The sequence below is a fragment of the Oleiphilus sp. HI0066 genome (assembly GCF_001635725.1).
In genome coordinates, this window is record NZ_LWFH01001311.1 from 1 (window position 1) to 22,410 (window position 22,410).

A 22,410-nucleotide genomic window follows, 5' to 3' on the forward strand; every position below is an offset into this window, starting at 1 on the left:
GATCAAGCGGGAGATCATTCCCTGTTCAATAATGGCATAACTTCTAGGCCCCATGCCTGTACCGAGAAAGATATCCGTTACATCTCGACGACGACACTTTGCGCCATTTAGGTAGTATTGAGATACACCCTCTCTCGTGACCTGACGCTTGATAGAGATTTCAGTAAATGCTGCATGCTCACCAACCAACGGCCCTTCACTATTGTCAAATAGCAACTCAATAGAGGCCTTTCCTACCGGCTGACGATGTGTAGAACCATTAAAAATAACATCTGTCATCGACTCGCCACGTAAGTGCTTAGCCGAGCTCTCGCCCATTACCCAGCGAACAGCATCAATAACGTTAGATTTCCCACAACCGTTTGGACCAACGATTGCGGTCATGTTTGTAGGAAAAGGAACAACCGTCGAATCAACAAAAGACTTGAAGCCGACCAGCTTGATTGACTTAAGGCGCATTAAAAAAGCGTATCCAGAATATTATTCGTTATTAGTTGCCACATGTTCCGAAATTACGCAGCGTCTTGCAAGCTATCAAATCGATACGCCAGTTTTTTAACACTCGCAATATAAAAAAGCGGATGCATGTCGCCGATTTTTTGACACTCAAACTATCACAATAACGATAACTTACTGATATAATTATAAAATTTCTTTATGGCACGCGCCTCGCTTAACAGCTCTGATCAAACCCAAAACAGAAGTTTAGAGGCAGTTTTATGGACGGCAACGAAAAAGCAGCAGAACCAATCGATTTTAATCGTGCTAGAGTCGCATCCACATATAAAGACCTAAGTCGCCAAATCGTCGATACCAATGATGTAGTCACGCGCGCAATCAGACGCCTACAAACTACCTTAGATATTGCGAGCATTGCCGATATCTTTTACGACGAACTTAGCAATCTAATGGACGTTGGCCAGCTTAGATATCAAGCACCTAACGAAAACACATACTGCCTGGGTGAAAATCCGGGGGCACACAACTGCCAATTCAATCTGATTATTGAGAATACTCGCCTCGGAAAACTAAGCGTATGCAGAAAGAAACGTTATTCTGATGATGAAATTTCAATTATCGAGTTCATGGCAAGCACAGTAGTGTTCCCGTTAAAGAATGCTTTGATGTATCAGGAAGCCATCAATGCAGCGCTTTCCGACCAATTGACTGGGCTAGGTAACAAACGTGCTCTAGATAGTAGCTTGCACAGAGAAGCTGAAAGAGCCATACGTAAGCAACAAGAACTGTCTGCCATTATGATCGATATCGATCGCTTTAAACTCATTAATGACACATATGGCCACTCTGCAGGCGACGAAATACTTCAGCAATTCGCAACACTAATTACAGAGAACTTTCGTAAAACTGATCTTAGTTTCCGATATGGCGGGGAAGAGTTTTTACTATTACTCGATGACAGCTCCGCGAACAGCGCAGCCCTTACAGCAGAACGACTCAGACAGATCATAGAGGCTCACAATTTTAGTGTTGCTAACAAGACAATCAAACTCACAGCTAGCTTCGGCTGTACGAGCTTCGACCATAAAGAAACACTAAAGAGTTTTGTAACGCGCGCAGACAAAGCGCTATATACCGCTAAGAAGATGGGACGCAATACCGTTCAGATCAACGAACTCACAACCCAGCAAGATCTATACAAGCAATCAGCAAAAGAAGCCTAGCAAAGGCTTCTTTGCTTAACGACGACGAGGTGGTTTAGAATTAAACGCTCGTCGTTGACGACGCTGATCATCTTGACGCACCTTTGGATCTTTCGCTTTAACACGAATAGAAGGCAGATTGACAAGAGAACGAAGGTCGTTAATTTCCTTGTTGTTTAACTCTTCCCAAGCACCAACTTTCAATCGGCTAGGCAAGAAAATACAGCCATAACGAACACGCTTCAAACGACTAACCTGAACACCCTGAGATTCCCAAAGGCGCCTAACTTCGCGATTACGACCTTCCATCAGCGCGACATGAAACCACTGATTTGTTGAGTCTCCGCCTGCTGACTGTATATCCGTAAATCTCGCAACACCATCTTCAAGCAGTACACCTTCTTTAAGACGAGCGATCATCTCATCATCGACCTGCCCATGAATCCGTACTGCGTATTCACGATCAACACCATAAGACGGATGCATTAGCCTGTTTGCAAGCTCACCGTCAGTAGTAAGGATAAGCAAGCCGCTCGTGTTGATATCAAGACGACCAACGGAAATCCATCGCTGATTTCTCAAGCGTGGTAAATTCTGAAAAACAGTCGGACGCCCCTCGGGATCAGAACGTGAGCATATAACACCCTCAGGCTTGCTATAAACAATCACCCGCTGATCAGATGCAGTCTCAACATTAAGCTTAACTGGCTTACCATCTACTCTGACGGCATCAGAAGGGATAAGACGAGCACCCAAAGTCACCGTCTCACCATTAACGCTCACTCTACCCTGCGCAATCCATCGTTCGATTTCACGACGTGACCCCAAACCTGCTTGCGCAAGGACTTTCTGAATTCGTTCGCCTGAAGGCTCAGACATTCAATACTCCCAATTAAAATTAAGAAGACTGTGTAAGGCTAGCTTTCACAATCTCAGCCTTTAAATCTTCATAAGTGTGCACAGCAGGGAATTGAGGAAACTCATCAATTACGTTTTGAGGAGACTTAAATAAAATACCGGCCTCAGACTGCTTGAGCATTGTCGTATCATTATAGGAGTCACCCGCAGCAATCACACGATAATTTAATAACTGAAATGCGCGAACGGACTGACGCTTAGGATCTTTCTGACGCAATAGGTAATCCGTAATCTTACCTTCTTCATTCACCTCTAACTTATGGCAGAACAGCGTTGGAAAACCAAGCTTAGCCATAAACGGCATACCAAACTCGTAAAACGTGTCGGATAGGATAATCAATTGAAAACGTTGATTTAGCCATTCAACAAACTCTTTCGCGCCAGGCAAAGGATCAAGCGTATCGATGACTTCTTGAATCTCCTTAAGACCATAACCATGCTCATCTAATATACGAAGACGCTGCTGCATAAGCACATCGTAGTCAGGAATATCTCGCGTCGTTGCTTTTAACTCTTCAATTCCTGTTTTTTCAGCAAAGGCAATCCAAATTTCTGGGATCAATACCCCTTCAAGATCAAGACAAACTAATTCCACGGTTTAATACTCCGACTTATTCTTCATAAAAATTTGCGCGCCATTCTAACGAAAAGGCCTGCGCTTGCATATTGATAAATGATCGATAAAATCCAACGCTTTATAACTTTCCTGCAGGACAAGCCAACATGGGCATAGATTTCAGCAAACCAAAAACAGTTACTCCCGAAGCAATTGCTGAACTTAACGCTGAACTCGCAGAAATGTCGCCTCGCGCGATCTTAAAATTTGCGCTTTCAAACTTCAGCAACGCGGCGATCTCTTTCAGCGGAGCTGAGGATGTTGCACTCATTGAGCTGTCTCACAAATTGACCGATGACCTCAAGGTGTTCAGCCTTGATACAGGTCGCCTGCATCCAGAGACCTATCGCTTCATCGATCAAGTGCGAAAGCATTATGGCATCGACATTGAAATCATGGCACCGAATCAAGATGAACTAGAAGCATTCGTAAAAGAAAAAGGCCTGTTTAGTTTTTACGAAGATGGGCACAAAGAATGTTGTTCTATTCGAAAGGTTCGTCCACTGCGTAGAAAACTTGCCACCTTAGATGCATGGATCACAGGTCAACGAAAAGATCAGAGCCCTGGCACGCGATCAGAAGTTGCCGTAGTTGAACTAGATAACGCCAATGCCAAAGAAGGAGGAATTCTAGTTAAGTTCAATCCTTTAGCGAATTGGTCATCAAAAGAAGTGTGGGATTATTTAAGAATGAGTGAAGTGCCAACTAATGAACTTCACCAAAAAGGCTTTATTAGTATTGGCTGTGAGCCTTGCACACGACCTGTACTTCCCAACCAACACGAAAGAGAAGGCCGTTGGTGGTGGGAAGAAGAAACTCAAAAGGAATGCGGCCTGCACATTAAGTAAACCGCCCTTTTCGAACGCTAAGTTGAATATCGAGGGATTTCAATTCCCTCGAACACCTGACCAACATCCTCACGATGAGCATGACTGTAGAATGCCTCGTCAACTAAATCGCGCGTCAGATGCGGCGCAAACTCCGCCAAAAACTCATACATAAACCCACGCATAAAAGTCCCTTTGCGCAACGCAATGCTTGTTACGGCATCTGGGAATAAATCCGTGGCTGGAATCGCCACCAAATCTGAGTCTCTAACAGGATCAAATGCCATTGACGCAATGATACCGACGCCCAAACCGAGCCGCACGTAGGTTTTGATAACATCCGCATCAGAAGCGGTAAACACCACATTCGGCTCTAAACCAGCCGCTGCGAATGCCTGATCCAACTTCTCTCTACCAGTAAAACCAAGCACATAGGTAACGATTGGATGCTGCGCTAGTTTCTCAAGCGTCAATGTCGACTCAGAGAGCAAAGGATGATCTTTAGGCAATACAACGACGCGATTCCATCGATAGCATGGCATCATAATCAAATCAGAATGTTGGCTAAGTGCTTCCGTTGCGATCGCACAATCAACCGCACCGTCAGAGCACATTTCAGAAATCTGCGCTGGAGTACCTTGATGCATGTGCAATGAAACATCAGGATAACGCTTCATAAACCTGCTTATAATCGGTGGCAAGACGTATCTAGCCTGAGTATGAGTCGTCGCAACGGTCAACTCACCTGTACGGTTGTCGTTAAATTCGTTTGCAATCTTCTTTATATTTTCAACATGCGACAAAATATCACCCGCAACCGCCAAAATTTTCTCGCCGGCCGGCGTTATTCGCGTTAGGTGCTTACCGCTTCTTGAAAATACCTCTACGCCCAATTCATCCTCAAGCAAACGAATCTGCTTACTAATCCCTGGTTGTGACGTAAATAAACTCTGCGCTGTTGCCGAGACATTTAGATCATGATGGGCAACTTCCCAAATATATCTCAACTGCTGTAGCTTCATTTTTTCATCCCTTGATAAAACATTCGATTATAAAGCTATAAGTAATTATTATTTTGAAGAATAAAAACATCCTATATATTACTCTTTCACTCAAGCTCTATCAGACCGCTAACAATATAGACTAAAAAATATGGAATTTGTGGCCTTAGCCGATTTTTTGCAATATGTTCTGGCTGGAGCCGGTGTCGGATTCCTCGTTGGCCTTACGGGCGTCGGTGGCGGATCACTCATGACACCCCTGCTCATTCTCTTCAATTACCCACCGCATATCGCGATTGGAACTGATTTATTCTATGCCGCCGGCACCAAAGCGGGTGGCATTATTGCGCATGCGAAACAACAAACCATTAATTGGCGTGTTGTCTTTACGCTTGGAGCCGGGAGCATACCCGCCTCCATCATCACGATCTTTGTTCTTAAATACGTCTTTGGCGACATCGAAAAATATCAACACATATTATTAACCTCGCTGGGTATTATGTTGATGTTCACCGCGTTCATAATTCTGCTCAAAGGCAGAATACTTAAATCAACCTCATTGAGCGCAGGACAATCTGCATGGGTTGAAAAGCATAAAACCATACTAACGGTTTCAATGGGCGTATTTTTAGGCGTGTGCGTCACCCTTTCTTCTGTGGGCGCCGGAGCATTTGGCGCGGCCATATTAATGATTTTGTATCCACGCATGAGCCCGGTAACCATTATTGGTACCGATATCGCTCATGCCGTCCCGCTCACACTTATGGCCGGCCTTGGCCACATGCAATTAGGCCACATCGATTTCGTACTTCTCGCGTCATTGCTTTGCGGATCAATCCCGGCGATATTCTGGGGGTCTAAATACAGCAAACGTTTACCAGGCAACATCTTGCAGCCAATTCTTGCAATGTTATTGCTGGGTATCGGAATGAAATACGCGTTCTTTTAAGTCTCTCTCATGAACGGTGATTAAGTTTACTTTTTGAGACAATGCCATAGGATATAGTTTCGCAGTATTTGTCACGTTTTCTGAGAGTTAAAACATAGCCAAAATGCTACTCACAACTAAATTCCTTGCTCCCGCATTTAATCCTAAGAGTGTCTCACGTCCTAGATTGTTAGACCGTCTTATTTCTCGATCCGCAAGAAAATTAGTACTTGTATCTGCTCCTGCTGGATACGGCAAAACAACCCTGATTTTACAGTGGCTGCACCAGCAAGACCGCCGTGTTAGTTGGCTCTCAATAGATGAACACGACAATAATGCCCAGAGATTCTGGCAATATGTAATCGGCAGTATTGCGACCGCAATTGATAATTTCGGTGAAGAAGCCAATCAATTAATTTCTGAGCATCAACCAAGCGAAGCCGTCGTAACCTCTCTCGTTAACGAGTTAACAACATGGTCTATGGCCGGTAACGAATTATCTGTAGTTCTCGACGATTTTCATAATATTACCGACCCAGAAATCTTGCGCAGCTTTGCTTACTTAGTTGACTTTATTCCACCTAATGTAGAAATCATTCTTACATCTCGGTTTGAACCTGCATTGCCGATATCTCGCTGGAGCGTCAAAAATTGGGTAGACGCAATGTACGCCTCTGATCTCGTATTCAGCTATGACGAGTCAAAAGCTTTTTTCAAAGACTACATGTCACTTGCATTTACCGACAAACAAATCCAAGACATATTTCAACGGACAGAAGGCTGGATTGCAGCAATGCAGCTGACAGCCTTGTCTGCATCAGGTAAGCCAGATAACGAACAAGCCTATATTAGTACGAAGAAATTACTGGCTGACGAACGTCATTTTTCAGATTATGTGTTAAGTGAAATTCTCGGGTTGCAGCCTGAAGAGACCCAAAGCTTTTTACTAGACTCCTCTTGCTTACTGCGCTTAAACGCTGAGCTATGCGACTACATCCGCGGAACGAACAATAGTCGAGAAATACTGCAAGAACTCGAACAAAAAAATCTTTTCCTGATCCCGCTAGATAGCCAAGGTGAGTGGTTTCGCTACCACGAGATGTTTAGAGACTCACTATTCAAACGATTACGAAAGAACCAAAAAGCACATCTAATTGAGCTACAAACTCGCGCTATAGACTGGCTCATCGAGCATAACCAACCACATGAAGCCATCGAACAAGCTGTGCTTCTTCAAGAGTGGGAACTTCTAGCAAGACTACTTGAAAGCAACGGCAACAATTTAATTCATGAAGGGCATCATCTGCCGATGCTCGAATGGATAGCTGCCATTCCAGAGCAACTCAAATCTCGCTCACCCAGAATTCTTCTATTGAGAATTTGGGCCCTATTTTTCAGTAATAAAATCGAGGTCATCCAACCTCTGCTTGATGAATTAGAAGCATTAATCGATCAACAGCGTCTAGCAAACATAGAGACCAGTACTGACGAGCTTGTTGATCTGCATAGCGAAATCTCATTAATTCGCTCTTATATCGCCCGTTCGCAATCAGATCTACGTGGCGCTAGTCAGCTGACTAAGCAGGTATTAGAGGAATTAGACAGCACTAATATGCCACTCAAATCAGTGACATACTATGGAATTGGCTTAGACAGCTTCACGGTGGGTGATTTAGAGTCTGCTGAGACAGCTTTAAAAGCAGCTATAGAGCACGGCAAGCGAGAAAAGAAATACACGACCGTGCTTTCTAGTAGCGGTTTACTTGGTTGGATCTACTACTACCAAGGCAAACTTGATGCGGCGCTTGAAACGGGAATGCAGAATCAACACTGGATAGATAGCTTCCACGATCCATCACAACCAAGAATTTTATCGTGTTGGCAAAACAGTATTCTGGCGATGATCTACCTCGAACGAGGTGAGATTACTATTTCGTCGGCCTACATTAACCCCTTGCTGAAGCACATCAATATCGGAACAGAGCCCGGCCTGCATATCTTAATTCAATACACGCAAGCTAATGTATTGTTTTCGAAAGGCGAGTTTATCGAAGCGATAGAACGCCTAGATGATGCCATCAACGTCTATGAACACAAAAAAGACGCGATGATGTATACGCCCCCGAGTTTAAGAGCGATGAAAGCGCGTTGCCTTGTCGCCATAAATAATCTTGAAGGTGCCAACGTCGTGCTGGAATCTATCGACGCAGAGGCGATCAACGAGCTGCCCCTAAATTTTGAAGATATCAATCTAAGCAAAGCGCGCTTATATCTGAAACAAAAGCACAGTGCCCTTGCGCTAGAAATATGCGAGCGTATCGCAATCCAAGCGAGAGACCTAAATCATACTTATCATTTAATCCAAGCACTGCTTATCAAAGCATTATGCCTGTTCAAATCAAAACACAATGATGAAGCAGCAGAAGCTATTACCGAAGCGCTCACGCTTGCAGGACGGGAAGGAATGACTCGTGTCTTTGTACACGAGGATGAAGACACTCCGAATGTCCTTGCGCTATGTAAACCCGCCAATATTCCCGATGCCTTTCTGAAAAAGCTCAGTGAAGAACTGGGCGTAAAAGCCGCGCAAACAAGTGGTCAGACACAGCTTCCGGGTGCAGCGGCGTTAGAAGGAAATCTTAAACTGCTCGAACCCTTAAGTCAGCGCGAGCTAGAAGTGATCAGATTGATAGACCAAGGCTTAGCAAATAAAGAAATTGCACAAAAATTATCACTCGCACCAGCGACAGTAAAAGCCCACATTCGAAACATCTACGGAAAGATTGGTGCAAAAAGCCGCACAGAGGCACTTTCAAAAGCCCGTCAACTAGAAGTTATTTAGGGAAAAGTCTTTAAAATCATCTAAAAGTGAGAAAAAAATCACACTTTTACGGCTTTTCACAAAGGGACTACTCCCTTAGGACGATTAAATTACGCCCCCTACGCCCCTAATATTAAACCCATCGAAACACATTGTGTTGAGGCGAGAATTCAGGCCTTTCTCCTCAACCAGCATTTCCGATCAGGGCATATTGCCCTACATTGCAGCGGTAGTTAGTAAGTTCGGCACTAACTACCGCTTTTTTTTTGCCTTTTTTATGCTCAGTTAGACGCTAAGAACAAGCTAGCCAAAATGCGTTACTGTTTGTTGACTAATGGCAATTAACTCACCTTTATCGTTCGCCACTTTTGCTCGTGCATAGGCATAACCGTCTTGCGAATCCACAATATCGGCCTTGTAACCAATATACTCATCTCCACGGGGTGCTTGGTATGGCTGAATGAATTCGACCGTCCAACTAAGAGAACTCGCCATGCATAGCTTTTTCATCATAGGCAGGGTTGTTGGGGGCCACGCATCAATCAAACCTAATAAATGCGCTTCACTCACGGATTCTGGCTCTTCAGAAAAACGAACATAGCCTTCGAGAGAGGTTTCATCTGAGCCCGCGAATGGAAATTTAGTCAAATACCTAAAATCAAAGTGCTTTGTAAATTCGGGAATCATGTCTTTGATATACGAAAGCTTCTGTGTCTGATCAACACCCCCTGTCAACACTAAAGGCTCTGCGGCGACATGAATTGCAGACTCTCTTGAGGCACCAAAGCTCCCTTGAATAAGGACCTTCACCTGACCATCCTGCACGCCTTTTCCAACGACATGCGACACGCTCTTACCTTCACGCAGAACTTCGGCAGAAACCTCTAGCGGACTGCTATCAACTGGTCCAACAAATGAAATTTGCAAACACCTCACCGGCACAGGTTGTGACAATTGCTTGCGCATTGATTCAAAGACCAATGCCGCAACGATTCCGCCGAACCCAGCTCTTCCTTGCATCCAATCTGGAATCAACTCTACAACGCTAGGTTCTTTATTTATCTGCGCCAAATACTTATCAAAATTCACCGACATACCTCTTATGGTTTCTTGACAGAGAAACGCATCTTAAACACTTATACCTAGGGCGCAAATATACGCACTGAAAAAGCCCGTTTCATAAATGGACTAAGTCAGAAAGTGGCACATATTTAGTGAACGACAATAACGCCGGCATGCAGAATTTATGTACGACTACCACTTAGTAACTAAAATCGTGGATATAGGAGAAACACTCCATAGCGCCGGTTGCCCGCCCTACAAGCTTGAAAAGTATGTTGAGCACTACGCGAGGAATAGGGGCATTGCAGTTACCATAATGGCATATGCGAACTTCATTAATTTTCAATTTCATGATGAAACGAATAGCGTCATCATGAAACGTCTAAAAACTCCGACTCTCGAGTTCACGCTCGTTGCACAAACAATAAACCGGATTGTGCGCGATGATGAATCCATTCTAATTGACAGCAAACCGCCCGGCAGATTTATGGAGTTTTTGTCATGCGTACTTGTACCACCTGCCTACCTGTTACTCGTTGGTAGCTCTTTAGAAGCACTAGCATTCAGCCCTCTTTTTGGCATAGTTGTATGGCTGTGCATGCAAGAGCTAACAGGCAGGCGCGCCGTCGCCATTGAGTTTTTCTCAACATTTTTCGTCGCAATCATCGCCGAGTATCTTAACTCTATTGGCTTTCATATCTCGGTCTGGACGATGGGTATCGCGGCTGTTCTGCTGTTTGTACCAGGCCTCTCGATATCCAACGCTTTAGAATGCTTCGCTTTCAACGATCTTGTATCGGGGATGAGCTTTTTAGGGCAAGCCATCTTGTCCGTCATTAAACTCCTCTTCGGCATATTTATCGGCATTAGTTTTGGCGATGCTCTGCTTAATACGAGTGCGGTGCCCTACACCAACGAATTACCTTTTTATAGCTCCGCCATCGGCGCAGTATTACTGGCAACAAGCATAGGTATTCTCTTTAACATTCGACCTAAAGATATTTGGCGAGGTGTTCCAGCAATCGCCCTAGGCACGTGGGGTCCCACTCTATTCAGCTTCGATCATGGCTGGGTCGCAGCAACATGGATCACTGCCACATTGATCACCTTGTATTCGACATAGGTGGCGAAGAACTTAAAACTCATTGGAAATATATACATGGTCCAGGGCATCATTTTGATGGTACCTGGCAGCCGTATATTAGTGAGCGCTGGGTAAAACTTTTATGAGGCGACAGTACTGCCGATATCAAGTGTTGGTGAGTCGGCAGCCCTCATATTTTCAGCAATTGTGGTGGGCCAAATTACTGCTCATGCAATTTATGCGCAAAAGATTGAACGGTAGACAATTGCTTAAACTAAGAACCCAGCTGACGACGATAAGGTGGCAAAGCATCAAGCAACAAGCTGCCGTAACGCTTGGTGATTAATCGTTGATCGAGAATCGTAATTTGCCCTGAATCTTGCTCTGTTCTGATCAAACGGCCACATGCCTGAATCAGTCGCAAACTTGCTTCAGGAACAGAGATCTCCATAAAGGGATTACGCCCCTGACTTTCAATCCACTCAGCAATCGCTTGCTCTAAAGGATCATTCGGCACAGCAAACGGCACTTTGGCAATAACAACATGCGTCAGATACTTACCTGGCAAATCGATGCCCTCGGCAAGTGACGCCAGACCAAACAAAATACTGCGCTTACCCTGATCTATTTTTTTCTTATGCAGCTGAATCAATTCCTGCTTACCCATATCGTCTTGGGTCAACATATCTTCACGCAAGTCACGATCGACTCCGTAAAACACGTCATTCATCTGCTTGCGCGAACTGAACAACACAAGCACTGCTTTATGATCTTCGATCCAATCTTCAAGATCATCGATCAACTCTTGCGTATGCGCCTGTGCTTGATTCGGCAATGAACGCATCGGCGGTACTCTTAATAGACCCGCTTGCTGAAAATCAAATGGACTTGGTACGCGATGATACACCGAGCCTTGAGGAAGCCCTGCCTTGTGTCGTAAATGATCAAACTTTCCGAGTGCAGTGAGTGTTGCAGAAGTCAACACGGCGCCGTAAGCACGCTTCCAAAGCGCAACATTTAATAAGCCTCCTGCACTCAGTGGGCTGCCAAACAAATAGATGTCTGAACCATTTTCATAGTCACGCAAGGTCGCCCATCGCGCATCTGGCTGATCATCGGGCTTAGAATCTTTTGAATAGAACTGCCACAAAGCATAGTGCCCATCGGCACGGTTAAAGTGCGAACCGATCACTGGGTACCATTGCTCTGCCTCTTCTTTATTCAAACCACAGTCAGATTTCTCGTCCACACTACGATTTAGTTCAGCACGAATCTCATCGAGATAACGACATAGCGATGCAAAATCTAGTTTGATGTTATAGGCCTGTTCTTTCACCTCATTGGGCAATATTCCATCTGTAAACCGATATCGACTTTCTGATGCGCCCTCTTCCTGATCCCAATCTAAACCTTCCGCCAAGTTCATATAAAAGGCATCAATCTTTTGCTGCAGAGCAATGCTCAAGGGAGAAATCTGTTCGATATTAGAGGCAACAAAATGACCGGCTTGAATGGCCGGCAGCATCTCTGCCAAAGATTTACTCAAACTCTTCAACCAAGACTGCGATGCTTTTAAACCACTTGTCACCATAAAGTGCCCAAGCGCTTTATCGGGTAGATGGTGCGCCTCATCAAACACATAAATACTTTGCTCAGGCGCTGGCAATATAACACCGCCGCCTAAGGCTAAATCTGATAGCAATAAATCATGATTAGCGATGAGAACATCCGCTTCGTCCCAACGATTTCGCGCTTCGTAGTAAGGGCAACTACTAAAATAGCTGCAACGTCTGTTAGAGCATTGCTGATTATCTGCGGTCAGCATCGACCAAGCACGCGAGTCGATCTGCTCTTCAAGCGTGTCTCGATCACCGTCCCATGCACCTGAGGCATAACGGCTAAAAAATCCCTGTAACTGCTCTTCTGATAATTCCTCGTCATTGCCCTGATCAAGCAAGAAAAGCGGGATAGTGGCATCGTTTGGATCGGCCGAGAACGACTCAATGCGTTGCTCTAGTTTGCTCAAGCACACATAGCGACCTCTACCCTTTGCTAAAGCATACGAAAAATCGATCCCAGAGTGTTTGGCGAGTTCAGGCAAATCTTTACTCAAAATTTGATCTTGAAGCGCTGTCGTTGCCGTAGATACAACGAGTTTTTTACCGAGTTCAATCGCGATAGGCAGAGTTGCCATGCAATAGCCAAGTGTTTTTCCAGTACCGGTGCCAGCTTCAACGACGCAAGTGGTCGGCGCGCTATTTCTTAAGCCTTCGGCATTACTTTTAATTGAGCCCAAATACTTAGCGATTTCAGCGATCATCAATCGCTGGCCATAGCGCGGACGAAAACCATCTCGGCCGGTGAACTTGCTATAACTGGATTGAATTAAGGCTTTTTGTTCTTGGCTTAACATACAACGGGGTCTTCAACGGTGCCTGTAGAGAAAAAAGAAAACTTGAATAACTCGGACACAAGTATAGAAATGCTGAGGCAGCAGCCCCTATAATCATGGCGCAGCGCAGTTTATCAGAGTTTGAATGCTCGCTGTATCAAGCGACAGACAAAACGAATAATAAATTACGTCGTACAAAAACAAGCATAAAAACGAAAGCAGTATGGAGCAACGCATGCATTTTGAACTAAGTCCCGATCAAACCGCATTCCAAGACACCGCACGTAAATTCGCTGAAAATCATCTTGCTCCCAATGCAAAACAGTGGGACGAAGAAGCCATTTTTCCGAAGGATGCTTTTATCGAAGCCGGCAAGCTTGGCTTCATGGCAATGTATGTGCCTGAGGAACATTTTGGTATTGGTCTGAGTCGCTTAGATGCCTGTTTAATTATGGAGCAGCTTGCGACTGGCTGTACCACAACGGCTGCTTTTATCAGCATTCATAATATGGCCTTTAAAATGCTCAGCACCTACGGCCAAGAGAGCTTAATAAATGACTGGGCTGAACCCTTAGCGAGCGGTGAGAAACTCGCAAGTTATTGTCTTACTGAGCCTGGTGCAGGTTCTGATGCAGCATCACTCACTACAAGCGCAGTCAAAGATGGCGATGACTACATCATATCGGGCAGTAAGGTATTTATCTCTGGCGCGGGGTCTACCGACTTACTGATCACCATGGTTCGTACCGGCGAGCAAGGTGCATCAGGCGTGAGTTGTATTGCGATTCCTGCCGATAGCGAAGGCATTAGCTACGGAAAAAAAGAAGACAAACTAGGCTGGAATGCGCAGCCAACGCGTCAAATAAATTTTGATCAAGTACGTGTTCCACAATCTCATCGCCTAGCAGAAGAAGGCCAAGGTTTTAAGTTGGCGATGGAAGGCTTGGACGGCGGGAGAATTAATATTGCCGCATGCTCAACCGGCACAGCAATCTCAGCACTAAGCGCCGCCACCAACTATGCAAAAGAGAGAGAACAGTTCGGTCAATCGCTCGCACAATTCCAAAGTACTCAAAACAAGCTAGCTGACATGCTGACGGATCTGACCGCAGCCAAGCAAATGATTCGCCTTGCAGCCTACAAACTAGATCAAAAAGACTCTGAACGAACCACATACTGTGCGATGGCTAAACGCTTCGCAACGGATGTCTGCTTTACACTATGTGATGAAGCCCTGCAAATTCATGGCGGTTACGGCTACATCAAAGAGTACCCCTTAGAACGTCACTTTAGAGATTGCCGCGTGCATAGAATTCTCGAAGGCACGAATGAAATCATGCGCGTCATTATTGCCCGCAAACTACTCAACGATCCAAACCTAGCCCTGATTCAGATGTAAGCTCGAGCATGAACCTAGGCATAAGTGTTTTATAATAAATCAAGTTAGGAGTGAACATGAGCATCAACAGCCCCACACCTCTTATTGCAACAGAGCAACAAGGCTCTGTTTTAGTCATCACAATCAACAACCCACCTGCAAATACCTGGACTATTGAAAGCTTAAACGGTCTGAAATCAGTCGTAGAACAAGCTGAAGAGTCTGGCGAAATCGTCGCCATTGTTGTGTATGGTCAAGGTGAAAAATTCTTCTCTGCAGGTGCAGATTTGAAGCAATTTTCCGGTGGCGACAAAGCTTATTCAAAAGAAGTGGCCGAAGCATTCGGTGAAGCCTTTGAGGCTCTCGCTTCGTTTAGCGGGGTGACTATCGCGGCGATTAATGGCTATGCGATGGGTGGCGGGCTCGAGTGCGCCCTAGCTTGCGACATTCGTATCGCAGAAGAACACGCACAGCTTGCACTCCCAGAGGCGAAAGTAGGACTACTCCCTTGTGCAGGCGGCACACAACGTTTGTCGTGGTTAGTTGGCGAAGCGTGGGCAAGTCGCATTATTCTTTTGGGTGAACGCATCGATGCAGAGCGCGCGTTAACAATTGGCCTAACCCAAGAAACCACTGCCAAAGGTGCGGCAACAGCGCGCGCAATAGAACTAGCGAAACAAACCGCAGAGCAAAGCCCCGATGCCATTCGCGCCTGTAAACGTTTAATGACTGCTCCTCGCGAAAAGGCGATTGCTCAAGGGCTAATTGATGAACGCAGCGAATTCATTGATCTAATTGGCGAAGCGAATCAGCTCGAAGGTACCAATGCCTTCCTAGAAAAACGTAGCCCATCGTGGTCGTAACTAAATATCATTTGAATACATAATAATAAGGGTTTTGGAATGTCATCTCCGCTAGTCATTGTTGAAGAAATTGAAGCCAAAAAAGGACGTATTGGCCGTCTTATTCTGAATCAAGAAAAAGCACTCAACAGCTTAAATCTTGAAATGATTCGCCTCTTGCGTGAGCAGCTTGATACATGGCGTGAAGACAAAACAATTGCCTGTATCATTCTGTCAGGCAGCGGAGAAAAAGCATTCTGTGCCGGCGGAGATGTGCAGGCTCTGTATGAATCTTCCCTTAACCCTAAAGATGGCGTGTGCGAATACGCTGAAACCTTCTTCTTAGAAGAGTACCAACTCAATTATTTAATCCACACCTATGAAAAACCAATCATCTGTTTAGGCAAAGGCATTGTCATGGGCGGTGGACTTGGGTTGATGGCTGGAGCCAGTCATCGTGTGATCACGGAAACTTCTCGCATCGCAATGCCCGAAATTACCATTGGTTTGTTTCCTGACGTAGGTGGTACTTATTTCTTGAGTCGAATGCCACGTGGTTTGGGAATATTCTTTGCGCTAACAGGAGCAAGTATTAATGCAACGGACGCGCTGACACTTGGCATCGCAGATCATTTCATTGCAAACGAAAAACTCGAAAGCTTACAAAGCGCTTTGGCTGCTGCATCATGGAAAACCAAAGATAACCATGCGCTTGTTAGCCAAATCATCGACGAACTTGGCTGCGAAAACTCAGTTGATTCGAACTTATCGCACCATGAGAGTTTACTCGAGGGCATATGCCAAACAGGAGGGCTTGGCGATATTGTTCATGACCTAAATAGCATCAAAGACGCAAGCCCTTGGTTGAGCAAAGCGATTGCCACGATGAATGCAGGCTCACCACAATCTATGTTAGTGATCTTCGAGCAACTCAGACGTTTCCGATACGCAAGTTTGAAAGAAGTATTCAGCTCTGAGTTAATACTTGCAACCAACCTTGTGCGCCACCCAGAGTTTGCTGAAGGCGTTAGAGCGCTTTTGATCGATAAAGACAAAAAGCCAGTATGGCAACACGCACACTTTAGTGCTGTAAGTGCCTCGGAAATGGAAGCCCTGTATACTCCCCCTTGGTCTTCCAACCCTATTACCGACTTACTTTAAGCATCTTAAAAGGACCTAAGGCTCAAACTATGGCAAACACTCTTTTCATTCTTTTGAGCCTTCTATTACTGAGCCAATACGCGCACAGTGAATCCGAAGCTCCTAAGCCAACAATCATTTCAGGGCATGCGCTTTCTCTCTATGGTTCTGCAAAATACGATGAAGGCTTTACACATTTTGACTGGGTAAACCCTAACGCACCAAAAGGCGGAACTTTACGTCTAATGGGCTTCGGCACTTTTGACTCACTCAACCCCTACACACTTAAAGGTACAAGCCCGTTCAATACGCCAGGTTTGTTTATGTATGAGTTTTCTGAGCTGAATGAACCGCTCATGGCAGGAACAGGCAGCTACGCCTCTTCTGCCGATGAAGTTCAAACCGCTTACGGATTAATCGCGCAAACCATTCGCTACCCCGACAACTATGCTTGGGTCGAATATGACATTCGAAACGAAGCGCGTTTTCATGATGGGCACCCTATCGATGCTGAAGACGTGGTTTATTCTTTCTACACACTCATTGAGAAAGGCCACCCACGCTACCAACAAAGCTTATTAGATGTAGAAAGCGTGGCTGCGATCGACACCGACACCGTACGTTTCACTTTAAAAAGCGGCGCAGCCAAACAAGCAATTTTCAGAACAGGCGAGCTCCCTGTTTTGCCAAAGCACTTTTGGGAAAGCAAAGATTTTGAGACCTCATCAGAAGTTACTCCCCTGCTGAGCGGCCCTTATAAAATAGGAAAGGTCGATATCGGATCAAGCATTACCTTAGAACGCGTACCAGACTTTTGGGGTAAGGACTTAAACGTTTACCAAGGCCGGTTTAACTTCGATCAAGTGCGCTTTGATTTTTACCGTGATCAATCCATCGCATTCGAAGCGTTTAAGTCAGACGAGTTTGATATCTTCTATGACTACACCGCAAAAAACTGGGCACAGGGGTATGACTTCCCTGCTCTCAATAGCGGCAAAGTCATCAAAGAAGCCATCCCGCACTCGATTCCATCAGGAACACAAGGCTTCTTTTTTAACACGCGTCGTGATTTATTCTCTGATAGACGCGTGCGCCAAGCGCTTTCACACCTGTTTGATTTCGAATGGACCAACGCAGCCCTTTTCCATAATGCCTACACGCGCAATCTGAGCTACTTCCCGAACTCACGATATGCAAGTTCAGGACTTCCCTCTGAAGCAGAACTTGCCTTACTTGAGCCATTTAAAACCCAACTTCCAGCGAGCGTGTTTAATAAGGAATTTGGCTTCGAGCAAAGCAAAGGCGACGGCAATATACGCAAGAAGATGCGTGCAGCAATGAATCTACTGAAAGAAGCAGGCTGGAAATTAGATGGTAAGCAACTGATTCATACCGAAACAGATAAGCCCTTCGAATTTGAATTCATTTATCGTCAAGCAGGACTAAAACGTATCATTCTGCCCTTCATTAAGAACCTCGAGCGTGTTGGCATTAAAGCTAACCCACGCCTAGTGGAAAGCGCGCAGTACAAAGCCAGACTCGATAATTTCGATTTCGACATGATGACCTTTGTGCTTAGCCAAGGTAATGCACCAAGCTACGAACAACGCGACTACTACCATAGCGATCTGGTCGATGTAGAAGGCAGCTTTAACTACGCAGGCATTAATAACCCAGCAATCGACGCGCTAATCGCTCAACTTCTCCAGGTAACTTCCGAACGAGAAGTTATTACCATCATGCATGCTCTAGATCGCGTATTGCTCAATGAGCATTACATCGTGCCTAACTGGCATATTGGAGTACACCGCGTTGCATATTGGGACCGATTTGAGCGTTTAACCGAACCACTCCCCTACAAATTAGGCGTTGAAAATTGGTGGGCAAAATAAGGGGTAGAACATTGTCTACCCCCCCCTTTATTTTACTCGTAGTCTGAAGCATAAGTATCTTCATAAGAGTGTGAATAGAACTCGAACAAGTTACCGAAGGGATCTTCCAAGTAAACCATCTGCGCTTGTTTTAGCTCGTCTTTAGGGTGGTAACGCATAATATCCATACGCACTTTTCCACCGTATTCTTCTACGCGTTTAATCGCTGTATCAAACTGCTCTTTTGGCAGCTGAAGGCAGAAGTGAAAAATGCCAAGACGAGAGAAATCTACGTTATGACGCTCCTCGCGATCAACCATCTCAAACAACTCAACACCAATACCATCATTTGTAACAAGATGAGCAATATTGAAGCCTTTAAATCCTTCCCCAAATACCGCAATACACATACGACCAATCGCAGACTCTCGCTCTTCGATGACCTTCGTATTGTTCATAACCACTCTAAGACCTAGCGCTTTGGTGTAAAACTCAACCGCTTGATCCATGTCGCCAACCATAATCCCAACATGATTCATTTTCATCACTGAATCCTAACTCTCTCTGACCCGTTTAATGTAGTTGATAAGAGAATGATAGAAAGAATGAATGATTGATTAGATAAAATTATCAATCATTATCAGATTAATAATATAAATTTATTTACTTAAATATGCTGAATCCGACCTGGCTAAAAACCTTTATAACGCTCGTTGATACGGGGCACTTTACACAAACCGCAGAAAAACTGTTTATGACACAACCCGGCGTAAGCCAGCACGTCAATAAACTAGAAGAAGCTTGCGGTCATGATTTAATCAAACGAAACAACAAGTCATTCGCAATAACGGAACAGGGTCGATTAGTCTATCGCTTCGCGAAACAACGCATGAGCGATGAAAGGTCTCTCTTTGAGTAATTGAACTTTGATGACCCCGACTCAGGCAAATGCTCCCTGGCTTGTTCAGGTTCACTGGCTTTGCTTCTATATCCACAGCTCTTAACGCTTCAACAGCAACAGCCGAATATTCATCTAAATCTCACAGCGGCTCCAAACCACCTAATATTGAGCGACATTAAGAACGAGCATGTCGATCAGGGAATCGTGACAGACATCCCTAACGAAAGTTTTTTTGAATTCGAAAAGCTAGGCCAAGAGGAGCTGTGCTTGGTACTCCCCAAAAAAACAAACATCAAGCAAAGCTGGAAGCAACTGCTCTTAGACTCCGGACTAATATCTCACCCAGATGCAGAACATTATTTGTCGCTGTATTTTCGAAAATGTGAAGAGCCAGAACTAAAGCAATTGGACATCGCTAAAATCCCCGTCGTCGGATCAATCAACCAAATCAGCCAAATCCTAGAACCCTTAACTCGCGGTATTGGCTTCACAGTGCTGCCTAAAAGCGCCATCGACAGTTTTCATAGCCCAGAATTACTGCAAGTTTTAAAGCCGAAACAAGCCGTGAAGGAAAACCTATATTTGATTAGAAAGAAAAATAGAGAGTTACCTAAAAGATGTGATGCGCTGAATGCAATCATAAAGAATATGTGGGGTTAGCGTTTAGGTTTTGAGGTTTTCTGATCGCACTCTATGCAATTTGTTGAGCCAACATCAGTCACTAAAATTTTTCTAATATAGCACTGGGCTAATTCTTCTTTTCCTGTCGGTGGCGACCGACAGCGCCTTGAGACCTTTGTTTCGCCAAAGGTCTTAAGATGGCACATGCCAGCCTCTCTTGCTTCGCAATTCACCTTCATCTAAAGGCGACCCGGATCGCTTACGCGCTCGACGGGATTGTCCCTTCGTTCGACTTTTGAGAATGAGGTAATACGCAGTGTTTACTATCAAGTCACTTCCGCGCAGGCAGCACAAAAGCGCTTTAGTGCGTTGAACGACCAACGGTCGACCCGAAGGGTAAGCGAAGCACATCATCTATTGTTTAAAGTGCAATGCACGGAGTTAGACAGAAGCGGACGTTGAGTACACTCTTAATAAAATAAATCTAGCGACTTTCTTTTCAAAACAAAGATCTGATCTTCGAGCGATTCTTACGTCTGTTCTTAACCCATAATGGTGTAAGAAAAACACCAACTAGCACAGACATAACAACCGTCGGTTTCATCCACTTATTTATCCGATCAGCATCAGAGACGGTTTGCTCGTATGTATAAATAACTCGATCATTTTGCTCTAGCTCCCATGCTTCGTTCCCCCGAACTCTAACAATGATGGGCGCCCCAACAACGATGGCGTTTTTCCCTGTACTGACACCAAATTTCAACAAATCAGTTCCTGTAGAAACGTATATGTATTTAGCCCCCATCCCCTTCGAAGATCCTGATGGTTGCCAGTGGTACTCTGTGACAGTTCCTTTCACAACCTTGAGTTCGTCGTAGCTAGGGTATGGTTGAAACAAAAATAACCCAGGAATACCTAGCAAAAGACATAAGGGCCCGAACCCTAACCATTCTTCTTTAATTTTCATTTAACTCGCTTATTAAAATATGACTACTCTAATTAAAGCCTAGTTTGATATTAACAAGATGCTTTTATTACCCATCAAGATTACAACGGCGCTTATACGCAAAGTCGACCTCAACCTATAAGCGATTGTTAGTAAAGATCAAAGTCCGGCATCTCCCTCTTGACGCAGGCATCGAGAATGAATAAACGCCAAGGTCTGCTCTTGTCTATTTGCGAATGGAAAACCAATGTCCGCTTTTCATTCTTAGTACTTATTAGCGCCGCCATTTGCGGAATTTTGTCAGCCAGCTTGCTGGCGAGGCAAAATGGCTTTGCTATAGCCATTAGTGGGCGCCGCCATCATGCCCCCCCAAATTATCTGGGTAGTCATCGCGATTTTTTGACCACTTACTTTTATCAAAGATAATACTTATGAAAGTGGCTGATACCACTAAACCTAATCCGATGTATGAAGCATATGGAAAAGGGTTTCCCATTTTATAACCACACCAAGCCAAAATAAGAAAACCAACTAACCCAAGCAAAAATGAAATCACCTGATAAATAGGATAACAGGATTTTTTTGACGATTTCTTCGTCTTTTTATCTCTATGTTTACGTACCCTTTTTCCCATTTAGAGTAATTCCTTTACCTATAACGCCGCTATTTGCGGCAGATAATGCGAAGCTTTAGCTGTCCAGCCCCACGCCTCGTGGGGCGATGCAAGATAGCCTTGTTATGTTTCTTATTTATGTTAATGTGTATATATACTTTATGTAATACACACTGGTGATTTATGAGAACGAATATTGTAATTGATGATGATTTAATGGCAAATGCCTTAAAAGTAAGTGGCTTAAACACAAAAAAGGACGCAGTTGAAGAAGGCTTGAAGTTGCTTATTAAATTAAACCAGCAGCAAGCTGTGCGGAGTTTAAGAGGAAAAATACACTGGGAAGGTGATTTAGACGAAATGCGAGGCGATAAGTGATTATTGCTGATACAAGCGTTTGGATTGACTACTTTAATGGTGTAACAAGCCCTTTTACTGATGAGCTAGATAAACAGCTTATGGAAGGAAACGTTGCTCTGGGCGATTTGATTTTGCTGGAAATATTACAAGGCATAAAGAGTGATAAGGACTACAGCAAGACAAAGAAACTGCTAAGCAAATTAGACCAGTATGAGATGCTAGGCAATAGGATGGTTGTTGAGTGTGCAGACTATTACCGTTTGCTGAGAAAGAAAGGTATTACGGTCAGAAAGACAGCGGACGTAATCATTGCGACCTTTTGCATAGATAATAAATTGCCGCTGCTATTTACGGATAAAGACTTCAAACCTTTTGTAGAACATTGCGGATTAATATCTGCTATTTCAAAAACATAACAGCTTATTATA

General features: G+C 44.5%; 22 protein-coding genes. 13 read left to right on the plus strand and 9 right to left on the minus strand.

All coding sequences use genetic code 11. The features are described from left to right. Positions 1 to 459: AAA family ATPase (locus A3738_RS19245; protein WP_156504344.1), on the minus strand; the 459-nt coding region annotated here is incomplete at its 3' end. A 260-nt stretch (positions 460 to 719) separates the two neighbouring features. On the opposite strand from A3738_RS19245, the gene A3738_RS19250 reads away from it, so the two are divergent. Next, on the plus strand, positions 720 to 1,682 hold the full coding sequence (locus tag A3738_RS19250; RefSeq protein ID WP_068478325.1) for a GGDEF domain-containing protein: 963 nt from the start codon (positions 720 to 722) through the stop codon (positions 1,680 to 1,682). Between the two features lie 15 nt (positions 1,683 to 1,697). Here A3738_RS19250 and rluB read toward each other — a convergent pair whose 3' ends face one another. Both rluB and thrH read right to left on the minus strand, forming a co-directional pair. Continuing rightward, positions 1,698 to 2,540, minus strand: a complete 843-nt coding sequence (gene rluB, locus A3738_RS19255; protein ID WP_068478323.1) for a 23S rRNA pseudouridine(2605) synthase RluB — start codon at positions 2,538 to 2,540, stop codon at positions 1,698 to 1,700. Between the two features lie 19 nt (positions 2,541 to 2,559). After that, positions 2,560 to 3,174, minus strand: a complete 615-nt coding sequence (gene thrH, locus A3738_RS19260) for a bifunctional phosphoserine phosphatase/homoserine phosphotransferase ThrH (RefSeq protein ID WP_068477460.1) — start codon at positions 3,172 to 3,174, stop codon at positions 2,560 to 2,562. A gap of 128 nt (positions 3,175 to 3,302) precedes the next feature. On the opposite strand from thrH, the gene A3738_RS19265 reads away from it, so the two are divergent. Continuing rightward, the gene (locus tag A3738_RS19265) at positions 3,303 to 4,043 is read left to right on the plus strand and encodes a phosphoadenylyl-sulfate reductase (RefSeq protein WP_082878541.1); all 741 of its coding nucleotides are present in this window, start codon (positions 3,303 to 3,305) and stop codon (positions 4,041 to 4,043) included. Between the two features lie 17 nt (positions 4,044 to 4,060). Here A3738_RS19265 and cysB read toward each other — a convergent pair whose 3' ends face one another. Further along, positions 4,061 to 5,044, minus strand: coding sequence for an HTH-type transcriptional regulator CysB (gene cysB, locus A3738_RS19270; RefSeq protein ID WP_068478321.1), 984 nt, complete (start codon positions 5,042 to 5,044; stop codon positions 4,061 to 4,063). Positions 5,045 to 5,174: 130 nt separating this feature from the next. On the opposite strand from cysB, the gene A3738_RS19275 reads away from it, so the two are divergent. Beyond that, positions 5,175 to 5,972, plus strand: a complete 798-nt coding sequence (locus A3738_RS19275) for a sulfite exporter TauE/SafE family protein (RefSeq protein WP_068481326.1) — start codon at positions 5,175 to 5,177, stop codon at positions 5,970 to 5,972. 103 nt (positions 5,973 to 6,075) lie between these two features. Next, positions 6,076 to 8,793, plus strand: coding sequence for a LuxR C-terminal-related transcriptional regulator (locus A3738_RS19280; RefSeq protein WP_068481329.1), 2,718 nt, complete (start codon positions 6,076 to 6,078; stop codon positions 8,791 to 8,793). A gap of 282 nt (positions 8,794 to 9,075) precedes the next feature. Here A3738_RS19280 and A3738_RS19285 read toward each other — a convergent pair whose 3' ends face one another. After that, positions 9,076 to 9,861: a thioesterase family protein gene (locus A3738_RS19285; RefSeq protein ID WP_231876707.1), complete on the minus strand. Its 786-nt coding sequence runs from the start codon at positions 9,859 to 9,861 to the stop codon at positions 9,076 to 9,078. A 157-nt stretch (positions 9,862 to 10,018) separates the two neighbouring features. Here A3738_RS19285 and A3738_RS19290 point away from each other — a divergent pair, with 157 nt between their 5' ends. Continuing rightward, positions 10,019 to 10,957 (plus strand): threonine/serine exporter family protein, encoded by a 939-nt coding sequence (locus A3738_RS19290; protein WP_197472541.1) that lies wholly within the window; start codon positions 10,019 to 10,021, stop codon positions 10,955 to 10,957. Between the two features lie 235 nt (positions 10,958 to 11,192). Here the strand turns inward: A3738_RS19290 and dinG are convergent, their stop codons facing one another. After that, positions 11,193 to 13,331 (minus strand): ATP-dependent DNA helicase DinG, encoded by a 2,139-nt coding sequence (gene dinG / locus A3738_RS19295; protein WP_068481332.1) that lies wholly within the window; start codon positions 13,329 to 13,331, stop codon positions 11,193 to 11,195. Between the two features lie 214 nt (positions 13,332 to 13,545). Here dinG and A3738_RS19300 point away from each other — a divergent pair, with 214 nt between their 5' ends. The 4 genes from A3738_RS19300 to A3738_RS19315 are packed head-to-tail and all read left to right on the plus strand — an operon-like array spanning position 13,546 to position 18,562. Then, positions 13,546 to 14,709, plus strand: a complete 1,164-nt coding sequence (locus tag A3738_RS19300; protein ID WP_068481347.1) for an acyl-CoA dehydrogenase family protein — start codon at positions 13,546 to 13,548, stop codon at positions 14,707 to 14,709. Positions 14,710 to 14,765: 56 nt separating this feature from the next. Next, complete coding sequence (locus A3738_RS19305) at positions 14,766 to 15,551, plus strand: enoyl-CoA hydratase (protein WP_068473156.1); 786 nt, start codon at positions 14,766 to 14,768, stop codon at positions 15,549 to 15,551. A gap of 39 nt (positions 15,552 to 15,590) precedes the next feature. Further along, positions 15,591 to 16,691 (plus strand): enoyl-CoA hydratase/isomerase family protein, encoded by a 1,101-nt coding sequence (locus tag A3738_RS19310; RefSeq protein ID WP_068481335.1) that lies wholly within the window; start codon positions 15,591 to 15,593, stop codon positions 16,689 to 16,691. A gap of 29 nt (positions 16,692 to 16,720) precedes the next feature. After that, positions 16,721 to 18,562 (plus strand): extracellular solute-binding protein, encoded by a 1,842-nt coding sequence (locus A3738_RS19315; RefSeq protein ID WP_068481338.1) that lies wholly within the window; start codon positions 16,721 to 16,723, stop codon positions 18,560 to 18,562. 32 nt (positions 18,563 to 18,594) lie between these two features. On the opposite strand, the gene A3738_RS19320 is transcribed toward A3738_RS19315, so the two are convergent. Beyond that, complete coding sequence (locus tag A3738_RS19320) at positions 18,595 to 19,086, minus strand: VOC family protein (protein WP_068481341.1); 492 nt, start codon at positions 19,084 to 19,086, stop codon at positions 18,595 to 18,597. A 128-nt stretch (positions 19,087 to 19,214) separates the two neighbouring features. On the opposite strand from A3738_RS19320, the gene A3738_RS32680 reads away from it, so the two are divergent. Next, entirely contained in the window at positions 19,215 to 19,460 is a 246-nt protein-coding gene (locus A3738_RS32680; protein WP_068481344.1) for a LysR family transcriptional regulator, read from the plus strand. After that, on the plus strand, positions 19,461 to 20,102 hold the full coding sequence (locus A3738_RS19325; protein ID WP_197472253.1) for a substrate-binding domain-containing protein: 642 nt from the start codon (positions 19,461 to 19,463) through the stop codon (positions 20,100 to 20,102). It begins immediately after the preceding gene. A gap of 460 nt (positions 20,103 to 20,562) precedes the next feature. Here A3738_RS19325 and A3738_RS19330 read toward each other — a convergent pair whose 3' ends face one another. Continuing rightward, positions 20,563 to 21,030 carry a hypothetical protein gene (locus A3738_RS19330; protein WP_068503121.1) on the minus strand — a complete coding sequence of 156 codons (468 nt, stop codon included), beginning with the start codon at positions 21,028 to 21,030 and terminating at the stop codon, positions 20,563 to 20,565. A 322-nt stretch (positions 21,031 to 21,352) separates the two neighbouring features. Then, a complete protein-coding gene (locus A3738_RS19340) occupies positions 21,353 to 21,643 on the minus strand; it encodes a hypothetical protein (protein WP_068474010.1) in 291 nt (96 codons plus the stop codon). Positions 21,644 to 21,805: 162 nt separating this feature from the next. Here A3738_RS19340 and A3738_RS19345 point away from each other — a divergent pair, with 162 nt between their 5' ends. Both A3738_RS19345 and A3738_RS19350 read left to right on the plus strand, forming a co-directional pair. After that, positions 21,806 to 22,000 (plus strand): type II toxin-antitoxin system VapB family antitoxin, encoded by a 195-nt coding sequence (locus A3738_RS19345; protein ID WP_068474007.1) that lies wholly within the window; start codon positions 21,806 to 21,808, stop codon positions 21,998 to 22,000. Next, positions 21,997 to 22,398 carry a PIN domain nuclease gene (locus tag A3738_RS19350; protein ID WP_068476046.1) on the plus strand — a complete coding sequence of 134 codons (402 nt, stop codon included), beginning with the start codon at positions 21,997 to 21,999 and terminating at the stop codon, positions 22,396 to 22,398. Before A3738_RS19345 ends, A3738_RS19350 begins: the two co-directional genes overlap by 4 nt. Positions 22,399 to 22,410 lie beyond the last annotated feature (12 nt).